Genomic DNA, 20,359 nt, shown 5'->3' with positions numbered 1-20,359 from the left:
TAAAAAGTGAAGCAAACCAATATATTCCCAACTTATATTTTTGTTTGTTTTTATGTCAGTTTCCTATTGCGCTTATAGGCAAAATATAAGGCTGTACCAGCTAAAAGAATCCACAGGACTAAAGCCAGCAGAGATGGATCCGTCAGTTCAAAATCAGCCAGCTGTGAAAAATATTTGGAATTAGCACCGATAAAGGACCAGTCCAGCACATTTTTTAACCACTTAATCTCTGCAGCTAAAATCGGTAAAAAGTTAGCCAGCAAATATAAACTCAGACTAAACAAACTGGCCTGCATTTGGTTTTTAGCTAAAAAGGCAATTAATAAATTAAGCAGGACAAAAATAACAATGGTCAAACCGACAACAAGTAAAAACTTTCCCCAGTCCATGTTCCGGACATGGAGTAATAAAGGGAGCAGAATACTGGCCGCCAAAGAAAAACAAATTGGAAACAGAATAACACTGAGAATGTATTCTTTCTGATTAACTCCAGTTAAGATTAAGGTTTTAAGGTTCTTTTTTTCCTTTTCTTCTGCTATCATCATAGAGATAAAAGATCCAGCAGTTATGCTGTAGACTGTGTTAATTCCAGTACCAATGTAAGCCGCCGTAACCGACGAATCCCCGATGGTTGACAGGAGCAAAACATAAAAGGGTGGTGTCAGTACCATAAACATAAACAGTTTATTACTCAGCAAAAACTGCCAGCGCAGCCAAAGCAAACTTCTCAATTTATTCATCATGCCATTTTTCTCCCGTTAATTTGATAAAGACTGCTTCTAAATCCGGTTCAAGAGTATGCATACTGATAACTTCTGAACTCCAATGGCTGTCCACTTCATCTTTAGGAACCATTTTTTCCCGGCCGTTGCGGTAACGTAGGTAGACATGGTCATCAGTACGGTATTTCTCAATGATAGAGGCCGGACTGCCGTACTCTAAAATCTTTCCGCGATGCAGCAGGGCAATATTATCGCACAGCCTGCTCGCCTCCTGCATATTATGCGTTGTTAAAAAAATAGCCAGACCTTTAGACTTTAATCCCAGCAGGACATTATGGACTTTTTGTGCCAAAGTCGGATCCATACCCGATGTCGGCTCATCTAAGAAAATCACTTCCGGATCATGGAGAATCGCCCTGATGAGCAACAGTCTCTGCCGCATTCCGGTTGAAAGTTTATCAGCTTTCTTATGGCGGTCATCATATAACTCCAGACTCTTCAGCAGTTCATCGACTCTCCTCATTGGAACTCTGTGAAAACGTGCAAAAAATTCCAGATTTTTATATACGGTCAATTTTTCATAAAAGCCGACTGTGTCACTCATAATACCCATTTTCATATAGTCAGCTGCCTGAAGATGCTGAGCATTTTTCCCCAATATCTCAGCTCGCCCACTATCAGCTTTCAGCTGATTCGTTACGATATTGATGGCAGTTGTCTTGCCAGCACCCGATGGACCCAGAAAACCAAAAATTTCTCCTTCTTTCACAGAAAAAGAAATCTGATTTAAAGCCACATGCTTGTTAAAACTTTTTGACAGACCGACAGCCTTAATTTTATCCATTCCTTGCCTCTCACTGTACTTCATTTCTTATTTTAGCATTGTATCAAGTCACAGTTCCTCTTCAACAGGACACACATGTCCTGTTGTAATAAAACGAATACTATTATCATTATTTTAAGAAACATAGTCTGTCCCAGCTCTTCGTCTAAACGCCCGCTGTTGCTGTGTGTTCGAACGAGCTTTGTATCTTGGTAATTGAACACGCCCTAAACGCTGCGGGAAAAAGCATGGTCAAATATAGAACTGATTTCACAGTTAGGCAGCCGTAAACATCTGAAGGCTTTGCAGTCTTTACAGCCTGCCGCACCCTTCTAGTCGTTCTGGCAGGGGGGCGTCTGCGAAATCGAAGATTTCGGACTTACCGCCAGCCGTAAACGTCTGAAGGCTTTGCAGTCTTTGCAGCCTGCCGCACCCTTCTAGTCGTTCTGGCAGGGGGGCGTCTGCGAAATCAAAGATTTCGGACTTACCGCCAGCCGTAAACGTCTGAAGGCTTTGCAGTCTTTGCAGCCTGCCGCACCCTTCTAGTCGTTCTGGCAGGGGGGCGTCTGCGAAATCGAAGATTTCGGACTTACCGCCTATTTTCCTTTTGCGTTCTTAACGGCCTTTGTATCTTGTTGAAAGGAGGTGAGCTTATGGCTACAGCTGCTGTAATTGGTTTGGTTGTTGTTCCTAATGTTGCTGCATGGACTTACGCTTATTACTACACACACCGTTAGTCTGCTTGGCAACACTGAATGAATCGTCTATACGAAGAGAAAAGGTTTCAAATCACAGCTTAAAGCTGAATTTGAAACCTTTTTGCTGCTTTGACAGAAATGGACTGCAAAATAGTAAAAGGCCTTCTTTTATACTGATTGCCAACCAGCTTCAGCCTAAAAGAATGCCTTTTTATATTGTCAGTTTTCGCCAGTATCTAAAAAAACTTAGTTTACGAAGTCAAGCAGGGCAAGGAAACTGTCTGGCTGCAGAGAAGCACCGCCGACCAGAGCACCGTCAACATCAGGACAAGCCATGTAATCAGCAATATTCTCAGGTTTAACAGAACCGCCGTACTGAACCCGTACCTTATCGGCAACTTCTTGACCAAAATCAGCTGCTACAACATCACGGACAGCCTTACACATTTTTTGAGCATCATCTTGTGTAGCTGATTTACCAGTACCGATAGCCCAGATAGGTTCATATGCCAGCACTAAGGAAGCTACCTGCTCAGCTGTTAAACCTTTAAGGGCTGCAGAAACCTGAGCACCAACAAATTCAACAGCCTTGCCTGCTTCATAAGTTTCAAGTGATTCCCCGCAGCAAATAATCGGAATCATACCGTTTCTGAAAATAGCATGGGCTTTTTTATTGATATCATCATCTGTCTCATGGAAGTAATCCCGACGTTCTGAATGTCCGATAATGACATAGTCAACATTCAGTGCGGCAAGAGTCGCCGGACTGTTTTCCCCAGTGAAGGCACCGTAGTCTTCAAAATAGCAATTTTGCGCTGCCACTTTCAGTTCAGTATCCCGAACGCCTTTTTTAATCCCTTCGAGGAAAAGAGCGGGTGCACCAACAACAGTATCAACAAGCGTATTTGCTGGTATCTGATTTTTCACTGCATCAATGAACTCACGCGCTTCAGCAGCTGTTTTATTCATCTTCCAGTTACCTGCAATAATTGGTTTACGTGACATTTCACTTACCTCTTCTTATTTTATTTTACGTTTCCTATTGTAGCATAATTTCTGGAAATATTAAAGGCTGTTCTCAGTCAGATCACTGAATGATAATATGTTAAAAATAATTCACTTTTTTGTTGACTAATAAAATTAGGAATGCTATACTGATAGTAGAAAATGTTATAAATTTATCACAGTCGAAATTGCTGTTACAATGACAGGCTTCATCATATCCCTTGACATAAAAACAGCAACGAATCAAAATCTGCTTTTAAAAAATTCTGACATAAGTCAATCGCAGTCTTTCTTGAATTCCCCTAATTGAACACGCCCTAAAATCCTAGTGAAAAAGATGGCATACATCATGGCTTTGTAATAGCAATTGAGTAGAAAAGCCGTAGCCGTCTGAAAGCTTTGTCGTCCTAGCGGTCGACCGCACCCTTCTAGTCGTTCTGGCAGGGGTGCGTCTGCGAAATCGAAGATTTCGGACTTACCGCCTATTTTCCTTTTGCGTTCTTAACGGCCTTTGTATCTTGCTGAATTGAACACGGCCTAAGGGCTGTGCAAAAAAGATAAAATTTCCTAGAGTCTTAGCGATTCTTCGTCAATTTTCCTATTTTTGCTTTGCTCTTGTAACGGCCTTTGTATCTTATGTAATTGAACACGCCCTAAACGCTGCGGGAAAAAGCATGGTCAAATATAGAACTGATTTCACAGTTAGGCAGCCGTAAACGTCTGAAGGCTTTGCAGTCTTTACAGCCTGCCGCACCCTTCTAGTCGTTCTGGCAGGGGGGCGTCTGCGAAATCGAAGATTTCGGACTTACCGCCTATTTTCCTTTTGCGTTCTTAACGGCCTTTGTATCTTATTTAAAAGGAGGTTGTCTGATGAAAATCTTTTTAAGACTCTTAAAATATGCTGCTGTCTTAATCGTTCTTTTCATCGCCATTATTGTCGTTTTGCGTTTGTATAATCATTCTGTCTACAGTAAATACAAACAGGTTGACAGTAGTTCTATTTATTCAGATCCGACGAACCTTGATCGTTACCCTTCTGAGTATGAAGGAGTGCAGATAGAGCATATTCAGGGTGATTATCTGAACGGCTTTCATCTTAGACCCAGCAAAAAAACTAAAAAAGGAGTTATCGTTACTTTCGGCGGCTCTGAAGGATCTCCCGGTTATTATGAAGGAGTCAGTTTTGCCCTTCAAGGCTATGAAGTGCTGTCACTCTTTAGCTACGGTATGCCAAATCAGCAGCCCTCACTTTCAAAAATTCCAATTGATTTCTTTGATGAAGTACTGGCTTACATTGAGAAAAACGTAGCTGATCCTGCTCCTCTTACACTGTATGGGGCTTCTAAAGGGGCTGAACTCTGCCTCAATCTTGTCAACTATTATTCAGAGATTGGCCATATCATTCTCATGGCACCAAGTGCTTATAATTTCAACGGTCTGGATTATGAAAACATCAGTTCATCATGGACTTATAAAGGAAAAGAGCTCCCCTATATCTCAACCATGCATGCCGGTTTTCCAGAGTATATCGCTTTCTTATTTGGTATGGTAAGCGGAGCACCGACCTCCTATGAGCCGCTTTACCGCACAGCAATTGCTAATACTGACAAGGCTGCAGATTATGAGATCCTCCAAGAAGCTGTTGATGCCGATATCTTGATTTTTGCTGGAGGCGATGATCGTATGTGGCCCAGTGCCAGTATGGCAAAAGTAATCAAGAAAACTCAAGGAGAACGAGCTGAGCTCCACATTTATGATAAAGCCGGCCATATCTTTGCAGAGGAGGGCTATCTTGCAAGTCCCTACGGACTTATAGCAACCGGCGGCAGCAAAAAAGAAAATGAAGCTGCCGGCCAAGCTTACCGTAAGGTGTTGATAGAGCGCTTAAACCAATGGCACCAGTAAATAGAATATAGAAAAAACTCACTGCCTGAAGGCAGTGAGTTTTTTTAAATAAATGTCTGGCGCTTATATTGTTTGGGAAAGTAAGTCATTAAGCTTCAATTTCTGAAACGATACCTGAACCAACTGTACGTCCGCCTTCACGAATAGAGAAGGTTGTTCCTTGTTCAACCGCGATTGGGTGAATCAACTCAACATCGATAGTCACGTTATCACCAGGCATAACCATTTCTGTACCTGCAGGCAGTTCAATTGAACCTGTCACGTCAGTTGTACGGAAGTAGAACTGTGGACGGTAGTTATTGAAGAATGGTGTGTGACGTCCGCCTTCTTCTTTAGTAAGGATATAAACTTCACCTTTAAATTTCGTATGCGGGTTGATTGAACCTGGTTTAGCAAGTACTTGACCGCGTTCAATTTCATCACGTTGGATACCGCGCAGAAGCACACCGACATTATCACCGGCCAAACCTTCATCAAGCTGTTTGCGGAACATTTCTACACCAGTAACAACAGCTTTTTGGATATCATCTCTGATACCAACAATTTCAACTTCGTCGTTTACACGAACAGTACCGCGGTCAATACGACCTGAAGCAACAGTACCACGTCCAGTAATTGAGAAGACATCTTCAACTGGAAGAAGCAATGGTTTGTCAGTGTCACGTTCTGGTTCTGGAATATAGCTGTCAACTGTATCCATCAATTCCATGATGATATCTTCCTGAGCAGTGTCCCCTTCAAGAGCTTTAAGAGCTGAACCTTGGATAACAGGCAGATCATCTCCTGGGAAGTCATATTCAGACAAGAGATCACGGATTTCCATTTCAACCAATTCAAGCAATTCTTCGTCGTCAACCAAGTCAACCTTGTTCATGAAGACGATAAGGTTTTTAACACCAACCTGACGTGAAAGAAGGATGTGTTCGCGTGTTTGCGGCATAGGACCGTCAGTTGAAGCAACTACAAGGATAGCACCATCCATTTGGGCAGCACCGGTAATCATGTTTTTAACATAGTCCGCGTGTCCAGGTGCATCGATGTGAGCATAGTGACGTTTTTCAGTTTCGTACTCAACGTGAGCTGTATTGATAGTGATACCGCGTTCACGTTCTTCCGGAGCAGCATCGATTGATGCATAGTCTTTTGGCTGGTTAACAGCTGTTGGAAGACGGCGTGCCAAAACAGTTGTAATCGCTGCAGTCAATGTCGTTTTACCATGGTCAACGTGGCCGATTGTACCAATGTTAACGTGTGGTTTACTACGATCGTATTTTTCTTTTGCCATTTTAGGAAAAGCCTCCAATAAAATATATTTTATAGATAGACGGTAGGCAATACAGTCTAACTTTACCCTACTATTTTAACAAATTACAATGAAAATGCAAGTATTTTATGCCTATTTTAACTAATTCTTTCTCTGCTAAAAAAGTAAGACAAATCATTTTTATTTCAGATAAAAGAGCAGCCTAGAACTAAAAAAGCCGGCACGGTCTAAATGTGCCGGACAGAGAGACAAAAACGAAGCTATGATCTTCTTCCAGTTCCTTCTTTAGCTTTAGAGACATTCAGGTTTCAGCTGCAGAATTGATTTGTGACTGATACTGCTCCTCTGCTTCTTCCAAGATACTTTCTCTTTTTTCATTAGCATCAATATTTAGGACAAAACCGATGGCAACCGATAAAACCAGTAAACTGTTCCCCCCCTGCGATAAGAAGGGAAAGGTGACCCCGGTAGATGGAATCAAGCCGGATATCCCGCCGATATTGACAAAAACCTGCATCAAAATCATACCGCCTACCCCCAGAGCAATCATAGAATTAAAGGGATCCCTGGCTTTTAAACCTACATTCATAATCCGCAGAATCAAGAAGAAAACTAAGGCTAAAATCATAATGGCACCGATTAAGCCGAGTTCCTCGATTACAATTGAAAAGACAAAATCGGTATGAGCCTCCGGCAAATAGCCGCGCTTTTCGATAGAATTTCCCAACCCCATACCAAACCAGCCGCCGTTGCTCATCGCATAATAAGAATTAGCCAGCTGATGTCCCGAATCTGTCAAGTCCTTAAAGGGGTTGAAATAAGCGCTGAAACGCTTGGCAACATAGCCAAAAACCGGTATTTTAGCCATATTTTTCACTCCGACAACAGCGATTGTTCCTAAAAAAAGTGAAGAAAGACCGACAATAAGCGTCAGAATAGTCGAAAACCATTTATAAGCAACACCGCTGACAGAGTACATAATAATAACCGTCAAAACGATAATGGCCGCATTCCCAAGGTCAGGCTGTGCTGCTACTAATGCTATCATCAGTAAGGAATACAGACGCCAGTCCCTTAAATCGCTCCAATTTCTTGGAAACCAGCGCCGTCTGGTCAGGGCCTGGTAATCATAGGTTTCAATTAATTTTTGCTTTCTGGCAAATGTAAAAGCCAGAAACCAAACCATGATAATTTTTAAATATTCAGCCGGCTGAAAACTAATTGGGCCGATAACAATCCAGCCGTGAGCTCCGTTCACTTCCTGTGTGAAAAAGCGGGCAATTAGGAGCAGAACAACTTCAATCAGCATTGCCGCAGTCAGTACTCTTGAATTTTTTAAAAAATTTAATTTCAGCCGATAAATAAACCAGATAGCTAACAAACTGACTATCCAAAAGATACCTTGATTTAAAACAGAGCGAAACGGACTGCCCCCATATTGGATCAAAGTCGCACTGGTTGTGGAGTAAACGATAATGAGACCCAGTACCGAAAGAACCAAATAGGGCAGTAAAATAGAATAATTTAATAAATGCTTTTTATCAATTTTCATGTTTTCCTCTAAATATGACCTTATCATTAAGCATTATATCATCTTTCATCAGCAAAAAAAAGCAGGAAGAGAAGCCTGGATAAGTCGCAGAGCAGCCTAAAATCCAGCAGAGTAGCGAAATATAAGGCAAAAACAGGATTAAGCGGGTTGCTAAGTCAGCTTTAGTCCTGCCAATGTTTAAGTAAAGACGCTCTATCAGCCGGAATTTCGCAATCCTGTAGCAATCCCGTTAATTGTGGTATGGATAAGCTTTTCATAGTCCTCATCCAACTCATTGTGCCGCAGGCGTTTTATCAGTTCAATCTGTAAATAGTTGAGAACATTGAAATAAGGAAGCCGATAGTCTAGGCTGGCACGTAAAGAAGGGTTTTCTTCCAGCAGCTCCTCATGTTTTTCGATAGCCAAAATCGTATCCTTAGTCAACTGCCATTCGTCCAGAATAGTATTAAAAACATCGCGGACGTCTTGTTTTTCAGCTAACTGAGCGTACTGAAAAGCAATATTCATGTTGGATTTGGACAGCACCATATCAACATTGGAGAGTAAGGAATGGAAAAACGGCCATGTTTCATACATATGCTGCAGCTTTGCCAAATTCCCCGGTGCTTGGTCTATAAAGTGCTTAAAGGCTGATCCGACACCATACCAGCCGGGGAACATAACGCGGTTCTGCGACCAAGAGAAAACCCATGGAATGGCCCGCAGACCCGAAATTTCTGTAATTGTCTTGCGGGCTGCAGGACGTGAGCCAATATTGAGACTGGAAACCTCCTTGATTGGGCTGGCTTCAAAGAAATAATCATAAAAATGCGGATTTTCAAAAACCAAACGGCGGTAAATACGGTTGCTATCTGCCACGATACCGTCCATAGTTGCCCGAAAATCATCAATCTCATCAGGATTAGTCAGCATCCGAGTAACCATCCGGCCAATAGCAGCTGAGGTCAGCATCTCTAAATTATAGTAAGCAACGTCTTTATTCCCATATTTATTTTCGATAATTTCCCCTTGTTCTGTCAAACGCATGCGGTCTTTAATAGAGCCAAAAGGCTGAGAAGTAATCGCTTCGTAGGATGGGCCTCCGCCGCGGCCGACTGTCCCGCCGCGGCCATGGAAAAAGGTAATTTTCACCCCGTACTTTTCTCCTATCCGGGTCAGCTCGTTTTGAGCCTTGTACAGTGTCCAGCCTGAAGACAGGTAGCCGCCGTCCTTGTTGCTGTCAGAATAACCGAGCATAATTTCCTGATAGTTGTGATTGGCCGCAATCCAGTTTTGAACAAGCTCATAACTAAGATAATCTTCCATGATAGAGCAGGCATTGTCCAAGTCTTCAATTGTCTCAAAAAGCGGAACAATCTGAACCCGGGCTCCGTCTTTATTAATCAGACCGGCTTCTTTAAGCATAATAGCCAATTCAAACATGTCTGAGACACTTTCAGTATGCGAAATGATATGCTGTTTAATAACATCCTCACCCAGTTTATCTTTTAAGCAACGTGCTGTTTGATAAATAGCCAGCTCTTTTTGAAGCACTTCTGATTTTTCTACATTAGCTGATGAGAGTGTACGCGGATCTTCCAGAAGCTGCTTGGACAAAAGCTGGCATTTTTCCGATTCGGACAAGGCACTGTAGTCACTGCAAATGTTGGCAGATTTAAGAAGTTCAGCCACACAGGTCTCTTGAATGCTGGAATCCTGCCTTAAGTCAATACTGGCCAGATAAAAACCAAAAATATCAACGGCCTGCAGTAAATCATCAAAATCTCCCGATAGTAAAGCAGCATCACCATTCTGCAGGAGAGAATCCTTGATAAGCAGCAAATCTGCTTTAAAATCTAGAGCTGTTTGATAACTAGGAATTTCAGAATCCTTCAGTTCAGAACTGACTGCCTGCATTCGGCCCTGTAAAAATTTAGCCAGAACAGAAGCATTGCTGCTTCCGGCATCGATATCGCTGTACACACTCTGCCTCTCTGCACTTTCAGCAAAAGGAGGCTGATTTACATTTAAGCTGATTAAGGTTTGAACCAAACGAGACTGAATATAGTTAAAAGCCTTGCGATAGGGCTCATTCTCACGGTAAATAGACTTATCCTCAGACAATTGAGCAAGTTTTTCAACAGCTGGACTGATTTGCGTTAAGCTTGTTGAGAGTGAAAAGGTACGGTAGAGCTCTGAAAGTTTTTCAATATAATAGTTGATAATCACTTCACTTTGCACACTTGCAGACAAGGCCAATGTTTCGGCTGTTACATAAGGGTTACCGTCACGATCTCCGCCAATCCACATTCCCATCGTAATCGGCTTAGGATTATCCAGCTGCAGTCCATTTGCTGCTGCTAACTTTTTATACTCAGCTGTTAATTTTGTAATGGCCTGAATTAACGATGAATGATAATATTCCATGACATTGGTGATTTCATTTTTCACCTTCAGTTTCTTTTCTCGGATAATATCCGTCTGCATAATAATTTCGACATAGCGCCGCAGATCAGCATACCATTTTTCTTGATTAACAACACCCGCCTTAACATCACGGTACTTGCGAAGCAGATCATGAATCTTATTGGTCAGCTCAAGGACTGTTTTGCGCTGAACTTGTGTCGGATGGGCTGTCAGAACAGGAACAACATTAACCTGTTCAAGAATTTCTTCGGCTTTTTCATTTTCCGCCACCATACTAATTGTCGCAGAAAGTTTCCCCAAGTAGTCCCTACCAGTATTATTTTGATAGTTGATTTCATAAGCTAAATCAACATCTTCGGAAATATTGATTAAAAGAGGAAGAATTGAAAAATAACGAGAAACAACGACCATCTCTTCATTTGTCATCTGAGCGACAATTTTTTCCAGCTCAAAATAGTCTTCTTTGGCCGACAATAACAAAATTCTCTCAATTTTAGCAAAGGCCTCATCGCCAATCATTTGGCGAGTTGTTTCTTCAAGCAAATCCTTTAAAATATTGACTTCTTCAGTAATAATGGCTTGATTGCTGTTACTTTCTAATTTTTTTATGGACAATGCTTTTCTCTCCTTTAGCTTTAGCCGCCCTGCATAAGTACAGGCAAATAAACTGCCGCTTAAAAACCATTTCTCTTAAGCACAGGTTTTAATAGCTTATCTTATGGCGGGCTAGATCTTATATCTTATATACTTTCCTATCATACCATTTTTCTGCCCAAAAGTAACCTGTATTTCCCCTACTGTAATTCCTCTTCTCTCTTAAAACAATGCAAGAACCCTAAAATTTTGATATACTGTAATCACAGTTACAGAGAAAGCGCAGCCGCTGTTTTGCTATCATTATCTGAAAAACAGAATAACAGATACGCTTCTCCTTAGAAATATGTTAACTAATCTCCCCCGCAGCAGATAAATGGAAAAAGGAGGAAAAAGCAAAAATGGCAAATCTTTATGACTTTACAGTTAAAGCTCAAAATGAGGAAGAGGTTTCCCTAAGGGAATATCAGGATTCAGTTGTATTAGTAGTTAACACTGCAACAGGCTGCGGCCTGACTCCCCAGTATGAAGGACTTCAGCAGCTCTATGATACTTACCGGACGCAAGGCTTCACTATCCTTGATTTTCCCTGCAATCAGTTTAAAGGCCAAGCACCAGGAACAGCTGAGGAAATCAATGCCTTTTGCACCTTGAATTATCAGACAAGCTTCCCACGTTTTGCTAAAGTCGATGTTAACGGCAAAAATGCTATTAAACTTTATGATTGGCTGAAATCTGAAAAAAAAGGGCCATTAGGCCAAAAAATTGAATGGAATTTCGCTAAATTTTTAATTGACCGGCAAGGCAATGTTGTCAAGAGATTTTCATCTAAAACAGATCCCCGTAAGATTGCTCCTGCTATTGAAAAATTGCTGTAAAACACACAGTAAGTGTTCTCTTATTCCCTTGAAAGAGGCTTTGTCTTGCTGCAACTGAACAGATCCTAAAATTCTAATAGAAAAGATGCAGTACAGCTCTCTTCATGTCCCAGTGAAAGCTTTGCTGTCCCAGCGTCCGGCAGCACCCTTCTAGTCGTCCTAGCAAGGGTGCAGACCAAATCAAAGTTCTGACTTAGCGCCAGCCGTAGCCGTCTGAAATCTTTAATAAAAAAGACTCTCTTCGGAAGTCAGCCTCTGGGCTGGATCATCTGAAGAAAGTCTTTTTTAATTAGCATAAACATCTTGGTAAAATTCAATTTTATCGCCGTTTTTAACTTTTATTTGGTCAGCGGCCTTAGGAGCCAGCTCATCATTGATTGTAAACATCCAGTATTTACCGGCCTCTTCATCTTGTGTTATACCATCAATAGCCGTAATAAAGCCGTCCGTCTCTTCAACCTCATAATTATCCTGCAGGACATCCATCACAGTATCGCCTTTTTCAAAGGTGACAGTTTCATCAATCGTATTGCTGTCTTCCTGAACAATCAGCTGAACTGTCCCAGTATCTGACGATGCCGAGTTTGATGAAGAGGGAGCACTGTCGGTGCTGCAAGCTGTCAGCACAATAAATGAAAGAACCGTCACGATAAGCCTACTGATTTTTTTCATAGATTAATCTCCTAAAACTCGTTGCTAGCAGTGGGTAAAAAAAGACCGTCGACAATGCGTGAGCCAGATTAAAGCTGAGTCCTGCCAGAACATAAGTCCACCAAGGCATGCTGTAAAGAAGAGCGTAACAGAAGTCAATGATACAGCCGTAGAGTGCGCCCATGAGACCAGCGAAAAGAGACTGCAGGACAAGCTTTAACATCTGGCTGAACCACAGTTTTTCTGTCAGCGGGTAAAGCAGGTGGCGCCATACCAGAATGATGAGAGCAAAAGCCATAATCTGCCACAATACCCAAGGACCAAAACCCAAGAGAAAGGAAGAGACCAGCATGGTCACTGCCATAACCCAAAAACTTTGACGGAAACCCCAAATAACCGAAATCAGCAGAAAAATAGCTGTTATCGGCTGTACATTGGGCAAACCAGCAAAGACATAACGCAAAGCGACACATAAAGCCGATAATACAGCAATTCGGCTGATTTGCTGCAAAGCTGACGAGAGTCCTTTTCTTTCCATACGATTTTAGTTTAGCCTAAAGCTCTCAGGCTGTCAAGGTCAGAAATAATCGCTGGCTCCTTCTCTGAACAAGCATCTGAAGCGCCTGAGACAAACAGTCTCTTCCTTTACTCCTGATAAACAGCTGCTGATTAAGCTTTCTAATAATCAAATCAAGCTGAGCAGAAAGCACAAGGACAGGCAAATAGAATCTGTCCGAAGCTAGAAATGGAGAGTGAAAGAAATTACAGCTGAAGTGTTGCCATAAAGTTTTTTTCTGTTAATCTGTCCAAACTTCATCGATAATTTCTTTGACAAGCGCCAATTTTTTCCATTGATCAGCTTCTGTTAAAATATTCCCTTCTTCAGTTGAAGCAAAGCCGCATTGCGTAGACAGCCAGAGCCTGTCAAGCGGAAGGTAGTCAGCAGCTTCCCGAATTCTGGCTATAATAGCGGCCTTATCCTCAAGCTCTGCGTTTTTACTTGTAATCAAACCAAGAACAGCTACTTTATGATCACCTATTTCTGCCAAAGGAGCAAAGCCTCCAGAGCGTTCTGTATCAAATTCTAGGAAATAGCTGGTTACCTTTTCTTTGCCAAAAAGGTCAGCGGCTACAGACTCATACCCGCCGGAAGAAGCCCAAGTTGAATGATAATTGCCGCGGCAGACATGGGTATTGACTTGCAGACCCTCCGGCACATTTTGATAGACATCATTGTTTAAAGTCAAAAAGATACTGCCCAATTCTTTGCGGACATCTTCTGCTGTCTGCCCGCCAGCAGCTCCCCAAGCTGTCAGAAACTGATTGTCGACCAGTGTTCCCCAAGTACAGTCATCGACTTGAAGCGTTTTTAGACCGGCAGCCACCAAATCGTTAATAACCTGTAAATAAGCTGCTTGGATAGCCCGGCGCAAATCCTCGAAATCCGGGTAAATAGCTTTCAGCTGTGCTACATGCTCAGCATCTCTAATCAGTTCAAAGTACAACTGGGCAGGAGCCGGAATAGTGTACTTAGCTTCAGCACTTCCGCCCTTGGTGTCAACATACTCCTTTAAAAACTGGTAGGCTTCAACAAAAGGATGATTATCGCCGGATATTTTACCGGTCAGCAGGGCAGAATCAGGCCGTGTCGTTTCATCATGAAAATGATAGCCTTCTGCTGCCTGAACATGTTCAATCCCGCCGAATCCCCAGAAGAAATCAAGATGCCAGTAACTGCGCCTGAATTCTCCGTCAGTCACCTTCTCCAGCCCGGCATCCAGCTGCTGATCAACTAATTCTCTGATACACTTATCTTCGACCGCCTTCAGTTCTTGCTCAGACAAATCCCCACGAGCAAATGCTTCACGCGCCTCAAGAAGTTCTTGCGGCCTAAGAAAAGAACCAACATGTTCAAAATATTTTTTTACCATAACACTTGTCCTTTCTATATCACTTTAATGGCTTTATTTTAACAAAGAACGCTATAGCTGTAAATTATATTTATACTATGATTTGTTATAGCTATTAATTATATCTAAAAAAATTACTGTAAGCGTTTTGCTTATTTTTAAAAAAACAGCCTTAAATAAGGATAAAAGCGGTAAGAATTTTGATTTTTTCATTGTTTTAGGTTACAATAAAAGCAATGAGAAGAAGAATTAAGCCAATTGTTGTTTTCGTTTTTTTCAGTCTCCTCAGCATCTTACTTATTGCCAGTAAGGTTCACACCGATAATATCTTAAAAAATCGGATAGTGACGGCAGAGAAAACAATCCCTTCTGCCAGCAGTCAGGAAGACCAAGAAACGACAACAGCAGATCCAGAGGAAGACACATTTGTTCTTAATCCGATTATCGATGTATCAGGATGGCAGCTTCCGAGTGAGATTGACTATGATACTTTATCACAAAATATATCCGGAGCTATCGTGCGTGTTTATGGAGGATCACAAATCAGCAAAGATAGCAATGCCGCCTATACAACAGGGATTGATAAATCGTTTAAGACACATATTGAAGAATTCCAAAAACGCAATGTTCCTGTTGCTGTTTACAGCTATGCTTTAGGAACCAGCATTAAGGAAATGAAGGAAGAGGCAAAAACATTTTACGAAAATGCTTCTCCTTATAATCCTACTTTTTATTGGATTGATGTTGAAGAAGAAACCATGTCAAACATGAATAAAGGGGTCAAAGCTTTCCGAGAAGAGCTTGAGCGTTTAGGAGCCGAAAATATCGGTATCTATATCGGCACCTATTTCATGGAAGAACAGGGGATTTCCGTAGACGGTTTTGATGCTGTCTGGATTCCGACCTATGGTTCTGACTCAGGTTATTACAACAGTGCCCCCGAGACTGACTTAGATTACGATCTTCATCAATACACATCGCAGGGCTATCTCAACGGTTTCAGCAGTCCTTTAGACTTAAATCAAATTGCTGTCACTAAGGATACTAAAAAAACCTACGAGAAGCTTTTCGGCAAAATAGAAGAATAACCGTTTGCTTAGACAAACGGTTTTCTTATTGACAAGAGAATTCTTTTTATGCTATAGTGTAAACAAGTAAATAGAAAGTTGAACATCACAAAGGAGTGCTTCGGCTGAGATCGCATCTGCGAAATCCTCAAAACCTGATCTCGTTAGGACGAGCGTAGGGATTGTGACCATTTGAAATATTTGGTGGCCTGACAGACTTCTTTGAAAATGCAAAGGAGTTTTTTTATGTTCAGTAAAGTTAATGCCCTTATTGAAGCTGCTGTTATCGCTGCTTTGGCCATGGCTCTGTCGCTTATCCCTGATTTTGCCAGTTGGTTCACCCCTTCTTTCGGCGCTGTTCCCCTTGTCCTGTTTTCTCTGCGCAGAGGCAGCAAATACGGAATATTGGCCGGATTAATCTGGGGGCTGCTGCATTTTATTTTGGGAAGAGTCTACTATTTAAGCCTTAGTCAGGTTTTATTGGAATACATTCTGGCCTTTGCCTCAATGGGACTGGCCGGAGTTTTAGCTGCCCCTTTGCAGAAAGCACTCAGGCAAAAACAAAAGCAAAAAGCTTTTTCACTGGCTTTTGCTGCTGCTTTTTTGGCCGTCTCTGTTCGGTATTTCTGGCACTTTCTTGCCGGTATCATCTTTTGGTCGTCTTACGCTCCAAAAGGAATGTCCCCTTTCTACTATTCTTTGCTGGTTAACGGCAGTGCTGGCATCATCACCTTGCTGTTTGTCATTATTTCGGTGCTGATTCTGCTGACAGTGCAAAGCCGCTTTTTTCTGCCGGAACATTAACTTCCTCAGTCCGAATAAAATTGGGCTCAATAGCATGGCAGAGCCGCTTTTCTAACGCTTAGCAGCACTTTTTCAAAAAAGCTGCTTTATGCTGACCAAGCATACAAATATCAAAAATAAAAAGAAAATGGTATAATAATGATAAGATTGTTATACTATTTTTTATGGTTATCTGGCAGGGATAAAAGATGAGCAAGAAAAAAAGAAAGAAAAAGACGCTGGTGGAACAAATCCTGGATAAAGCCGGCATTCCTTATGACAGTTTGACAGTGAATGCTTTGACCGGTGAGCTGCCTCAGGGAATTGAATCTTCTGATATTTTTAAAACGCTAGCGCTTTTCGGCGATAAAAGCGGTCCAATTATCGGTATCGTCCCTATTACAGAGCATCTGTCGGAAAAAAAATTGGCCAAGGTCTCTGCTAATAAAAAAGTAACAATGATTCCTCAGAAAAACCTGCAAAAAACAACCGGCTATGTCCATGGGGCCAACAATCCTGTCGGTATCCGCCAAAAACACCGTTTCCCTATATTTATAGATAACACAGCTGCTGAAAAAAGAACTGTGATTGTCTCTGCCGGCGAAATCGGCCGCTCAGTCAGAATAGACAGTCAAGATTTGGCCTCCTTTGTTCAGGCAGAATTCGCTGATATTATTGAATAAAATTAGGAAGGATAGACAAGCAATGAAACTTTATTTTGTCAGACACGGCAAAACACTGTGGAATATGGAGGGACGTTTCCAAGGAGCCGGAGGCGACTCTCCGCTGTTAGAAGAAAGTATAGAAGAATGTGAAACCTTAGGGCGTTATCTTGCACATATCCCTTTTGATGCGGTCTATTCCAGCGATTTAAAACGCGCCAAAGAGACCGTCCGAATTATCAACCATCAAAACAAAAAACCAAAAATCATTCAGTATACACCGGCTCTGCGTGAGTGGCAGCTGGGAAAATTAGAAGGCAGTAAAATCAGCACTATGACTTCTATCTATCCTCAGCAAATGAAAGCATTCAGACACAACTTAGCTAAATTTAACGCCAGTATGTTTGAAGCTGAGTCCGTTTATCAGACAACCCGGCGTGTCAGAGATCTTGTTTTTTCTCTCAGGCATAAACCGTTTGACAATGTCCTATTTATCGGACACGGCGCCAACCTGACAGCTTCTATCCGCTCGCTTTTAGGCTTTGCCCCTGCTAATCTGCGCCGTCTGGGCGGTTTGGACAATCTCAGTCTCACTGTCTTAGAGACAAACAATTTCGAGGAATACAGCTGTTTATTATGGAATGATCGGTCCTATTTGGCAGAAATACCCGAGGAAGCCACAGCACAGCAGAAATCCTAAAACCAACAGTAAAAATGAAGGCGCAAGTCCTTATCAGCCACCACTTCGCTGGTGGTTTTCTTTTTCTCTGCAAAATACAGATCAAAGCCATAATAAAAAACCCTTTTTAGAAACAAGGGTTTTCTAAAAATCAGTGAAGGCATCGGTTAGCTGCAGGGAGTAAACTAGGATAGTTTTGTATACTTCATACGCAGGACTTTTTCCTGATTTTTATTTAAGCGCAGCAGGATAACCACCTTATCCACGCTCATATTGCTGGCCAGAAGGCGCTCTGCCGCCATCATCAGGCCGTTATTAATCCCCAGCTGCAGGATAGGATTCTTTTTATCATTGGCATCAAAAATAAATTTATTATCCGGCAGGTCAAAGAGCACTTTAACAGCTCCGTAGAGCTGTTCAAAACTGTCAATTTCTAAGTCAAAAACCGGTCTGACCCCAGGCGCTAAAACTCGGTCGCGGTGGTTAAACCACATCGAATGCCAGCCGCTGTTAAAAGCCCCCATAACATCATTATCATATGAGTCACCAACATAAAGCGTTGTAGCAGGATTCATATCAAACTGCTCTGCTGCCAGATTAAACAGTTCTTTTTCAGGTTTTTGAAAACCTGTGGCCTGGCTGACCAGTACACGTTTTGGATCAACATAGTCATACAGTCCTAATTTTTTAATTTTCTTGAGCTGGTGTTCAGTCGGACCATTGGTAATGATACCTATCGGCACATTTTTTTCCTTTAAAAAATCCAAGGTCAGCCGCATTTCATCAAGCATAGTGATGTTTTCCAGCTCATTTTCATACACCGCCTGAAAACGGGCCCCTTCTTCAGGACTGATTTGGCGGTAAGAAAAATCCTTCAGTGTTTCTTTGCAGCGCCAGAAACGAAAATAGCCTGTTGTCCATTCACCTGCCATGACACGCGGAAAGCCCTGATCAGAATAATGCCGAAAGCGAATATAAGCCTGATTAATCACTGACATATCAAAGTCAGGGAAAGACTGCTCCATGGCCAGCCGATAGGGGGCCTGCTGGTCATAAATCGTGTCGTCAACATCAAAGACAATTGAAGTAATCATGTGGTTTATTCTTTCTTAAAATTTCATAAGCTAACCCATTATACTATTTTTTAACAGTGATTTCAACGCAGTCACCTTGCTACATTCTAAGCCCCTTTTTCTTTGACTAAAAATAAAGATGTTATCTGCCAGCTTTTGTGGTACAATAAGATGTACTACTTAGGGGAGGAAACGATGTCTAACCAACATACAGAAGAACTCAATGACCAGCAGCTTGTCCGCCGGGAGAAGATGTCGGCTCTGCTTGAACAGGGAATCGATCCATTTGGCAAACGATTTGAACGAACAGCTGTTTCCGGTCAGTTAAAAGAAAAATACGGCGATAAAACAAAAGAAGAACTGGATGCTCTCAATGAAACGGCGGTTATTGCCGGCCGGCTGATGACCAAACGGGGCAAGGGTAAGGTAGGCTTTGCGCATCTGCAGGACAGACAAGGGCAAATTCAGATTTATGTCCGCAAAGACACAGTCGGAGAAGAAAACTATGATATTTTCAAAAAAGCTGATCTTGGCGATTTCCTTGGCGTAACAGGTCAAGTCATGCGCACAAATATGGGAGAGCTGTCTATCAAAGCGACTCACATCACCCATCTTTCCAAAGCTCTGCGTCCGCTTCCCGAAAAATTCCATGGTTTAACCGATGTGGAAACCATTTACCGCAAACGCTATCTGGATTTGATTTCCAACCGCGAGAGTTTCGAGCGTTTTGTTACCCGCAGTCAGATTATTTCTGATATTCGCCATTACCTTGACGGGCTAGGTTTTTTGGAAGTTGAAACCCCCGTTCTTCATAATGAAGCAGGCGGAGCTGCAGCCAAACCCTTTGTGACACATCATAATGCTCAGAATATGGATATGGTTCTGCGTATTGCGACTGAACTGCACCTCAAGCGACTGATTGTCGGAGGGATGGAACGCGTTTATGAAATAGGCCGTATCTTCCGCAACGAAGGCATGGATGCTACTCATAATCCTGAATTTACTTCAATTGAAGTCTACCAAGCCTATGCTGATTATCATGATATTATGGATTTGACAGAAGGCATTGTCCAGCATGCTGCAAAAACGGTTAAAGGAGACGGCCCTATCAAGTATCAAGGGCAGGAAATTAAAATCAACGAACCGTTTAAACGCGCTCATATTGTCGATTTGATAAAGGACGTTACTGGCATTGATTTCTGGCAGGCAATGTCATTTGAGCAGGCTAAAACCTTGGCCGAAGAAAATAATATCCCAATCGAGAAACATTTTACCTCGGTCGGTCAAATCATCAATGCTTTCTTTGAAGAATGTGTTGAGCCAACCTTGGTTCAGCCCACCTTTGTTTACGGGCATCCGGTAGAAGTTTCGCCTCTGGCTAAGAAAAACGCTGAAGACCCGCGCTTTACCGACCGCTTTGAGCTTTTTATTGTCACAAAGGAATATGCTAATGCTTTCACCGAATTAAATGACCCCATTGATCAGCTAAAACGTTTTGAATCCCAGGCTCAGGCAAAAGCGCTTGGCGATGAAGAAGCTACCGGTATTGATTATGACTTTATTGAAGCTCTCGAATATGGTATGCCTCCTACCGGCGGACTAGGGATTGGGATTGACCGACTGGTAATGCTTCTTACTGACACAACCACTATTCGTGATGTACTGCTCTTCCCGACGATGAAATAAG

The 20,359-nt window shown here is 42.1% G+C and carries 17 protein-coding genes and 1 riboswitch; of the genes, 7 read left to right on the top strand and 10 right to left on the bottom strand.

Features of this window, described 5'->3' with window-relative positions; all coding sequences use genetic code 11:
• Positions 1-50: 50 nt before the first annotated feature.
• From A0O21_RS02740 to tpiA, 3 genes are all read right to left on the bottom strand, one after another.
• Positions 51-743 (bottom strand): ABC transporter permease, encoded by a 693-nt coding sequence (locus A0O21_RS02740; RefSeq protein WP_067060869.1) that lies wholly within the window; start codon positions 741-743, stop codon positions 51-53.
• Positions 733-1,566 carry an ABC transporter ATP-binding protein gene (locus tag A0O21_RS02735; protein WP_067060864.1) on the bottom strand — a complete coding sequence of 278 codons (834 nt, stop codon included), beginning with the start codon at positions 1,564-1,566 and terminating at the stop codon, positions 733-735. Before A0O21_RS02735 ends, A0O21_RS02740 begins: the two co-directional genes overlap by 11 nt.
• A 923-nt stretch (positions 1,567-2,489) precedes the next feature.
• On the bottom strand, positions 2,490-3,248 hold the full coding sequence (tpiA, locus tag A0O21_RS02730) for a triose-phosphate isomerase (protein ID WP_067060861.1): 759 nt from the start codon (positions 3,246-3,248) through the stop codon (positions 2,490-2,492).
• An 870-nt stretch (positions 3,249-4,118) separates the two neighbouring features.
• Between tpiA and A0O21_RS02725 the strand changes: the two genes are divergently transcribed.
• A complete protein-coding gene (locus A0O21_RS02725) occupies positions 4,119-5,153 on the top strand; it encodes an acyl-CoA thioester hydrolase/BAAT C-terminal domain-containing protein (RefSeq protein ID WP_067060858.1) in 1,035 nt (344 codons plus the stop codon).
• Between the two features lie 88 nt (positions 5,154-5,241).
• On the opposite strand, the gene tuf is transcribed toward A0O21_RS02725, so the two are convergent.
• The 3 genes from tuf to ppc all read right to left on the bottom strand — a co-directional run bounded on the left by tuf (position 5,242) and on the right by ppc (position 10,990).
• Positions 5,242-6,438, bottom strand: a complete 1,197-nt coding sequence (gene tuf, locus A0O21_RS02720; RefSeq protein WP_067060855.1) for an elongation factor Tu — start codon at positions 6,436-6,438, stop codon at positions 5,242-5,244.
• A gap of 280 nt (positions 6,439-6,718) precedes the next feature.
• Positions 6,719-7,969, bottom strand: a complete 1,251-nt coding sequence (gene ftsW, locus A0O21_RS02715; protein ID WP_067060852.1) for a cell division peptidoglycan polymerase FtsW — start codon at positions 7,967-7,969, stop codon at positions 6,719-6,721.
• Between the two features lie 195 nt (positions 7,970-8,164).
• The gene (gene ppc, locus A0O21_RS02710) at positions 8,165-10,990 is read right to left on the bottom strand and encodes a phosphoenolpyruvate carboxylase (RefSeq protein WP_067060848.1); all 2,826 of its coding nucleotides are present in this window, start codon (positions 10,988-10,990) and stop codon (positions 8,165-8,167) included.
• Between the two features lie 380 nt (positions 10,991-11,370).
• Here ppc and A0O21_RS02705 point away from each other — a divergent pair, with 380 nt between their 5' ends.
• Positions 11,371-11,847: a glutathione peroxidase gene (locus A0O21_RS02705; protein WP_067060845.1), complete on the top strand. Its 477-nt coding sequence runs from the start codon at positions 11,371-11,373 to the stop codon at positions 11,845-11,847.
• A gap of 285 nt (positions 11,848-12,132) precedes the next feature.
• On the opposite strand, the gene A0O21_RS02700 is transcribed toward A0O21_RS02705, so the two are convergent.
• The 3 genes from A0O21_RS02700 to A0O21_RS02690 all read right to left on the bottom strand — a co-directional run bounded on the left by A0O21_RS02700 (position 12,133) and on the right by A0O21_RS02690 (position 14,429).
• Entirely contained in the window at positions 12,133-12,519 is a 387-nt protein-coding gene (locus A0O21_RS02700; RefSeq protein WP_067060842.1) for a DUF4430 domain-containing protein, read from the bottom strand.
• Positions 12,503-13,036 carry an ECF transporter S component gene (locus tag A0O21_RS02695; protein ID WP_067060839.1) on the bottom strand — a complete coding sequence of 178 codons (534 nt, stop codon included), beginning with the start codon at positions 13,034-13,036 and terminating at the stop codon, positions 12,503-12,505. The genes A0O21_RS02700 and A0O21_RS02695 overlap by 17 nt, the downstream gene beginning before the upstream one ends.
• A 259-nt stretch (positions 13,037-13,295) precedes the next feature.
• A complete protein-coding gene (locus A0O21_RS02690; RefSeq protein WP_067060836.1) occupies positions 13,296-14,429 on the bottom strand; it encodes a 5-methyltetrahydropteroyltriglutamate--homocysteine S-methyltransferase in 1,134 nt (377 codons plus the stop codon).
• Positions 14,430-14,644: 215 nt separating this feature from the next.
• On the opposite strand from A0O21_RS02690, the gene A0O21_RS02685 reads away from it, so the two are divergent.
• From A0O21_RS02685 to A0O21_RS02670, 4 genes are all read left to right on the top strand, one after another.
• Positions 14,645-15,496, top strand: a complete 852-nt coding sequence (locus tag A0O21_RS02685; RefSeq protein WP_067060833.1) for a glycoside hydrolase family 25 protein — start codon at positions 14,645-14,647, stop codon at positions 15,494-15,496.
• Between the two features lie 81 nt (positions 15,497-15,577).
• Positions 15,578-15,674: riboswitch (TPP riboswitch) on the top strand.
• Between the two features lie 47 nt (positions 15,675-15,721).
• A complete protein-coding gene (gene thiT / locus A0O21_RS02680; protein WP_067060830.1) occupies positions 15,722-16,279 on the top strand; it encodes an energy-coupled thiamine transporter ThiT in 558 nt (185 codons plus the stop codon).
• A gap of 188 nt (positions 16,280-16,467) precedes the next feature.
• Positions 16,468-16,941 (top strand): aminoacyl-tRNA deacylase, encoded by a 474-nt coding sequence (locus A0O21_RS02675; protein ID WP_067060827.1) that lies wholly within the window; start codon positions 16,468-16,470, stop codon positions 16,939-16,941.
• Positions 16,942-16,963: 22 nt separating this feature from the next.
• Entirely contained in the window at positions 16,964-17,620 is a 657-nt protein-coding gene (locus A0O21_RS02670; protein ID WP_067060824.1) for a histidine phosphatase family protein, read from the top strand.
• Between the two features lie 164 nt (positions 17,621-17,784).
• Here A0O21_RS02670 and A0O21_RS02665 read toward each other — a convergent pair whose 3' ends face one another.
• Positions 17,785-18,693, bottom strand: a complete 909-nt coding sequence (locus tag A0O21_RS02665; RefSeq protein ID WP_067060821.1) for an HAD family hydrolase — start codon at positions 18,691-18,693, stop codon at positions 17,785-17,787.
• Positions 18,694-18,867: 174 nt separating this feature from the next.
• Here A0O21_RS02665 and lysS point away from each other — a divergent pair, with 174 nt between their 5' ends.
• Positions 18,868-20,358: a lysine--tRNA ligase gene (gene lysS, locus A0O21_RS02660; protein WP_067060819.1), complete on the top strand. Its 1,491-nt coding sequence runs from the start codon at positions 18,868-18,870 to the stop codon at positions 20,356-20,358.
• The last annotated feature ends 1 nt before the right edge of the window (position 20,359 follow it).

Source organism: Streptococcus pantholopis (genome assembly GCF_001642085.1).
GTDB lineage: Bacteria > Bacillota > Bacilli > Lactobacillales > Streptococcaceae > Streptococcus > Streptococcus pantholopis.
This window is presented reverse-complemented; position numbering and strand designations above follow the sequence as displayed.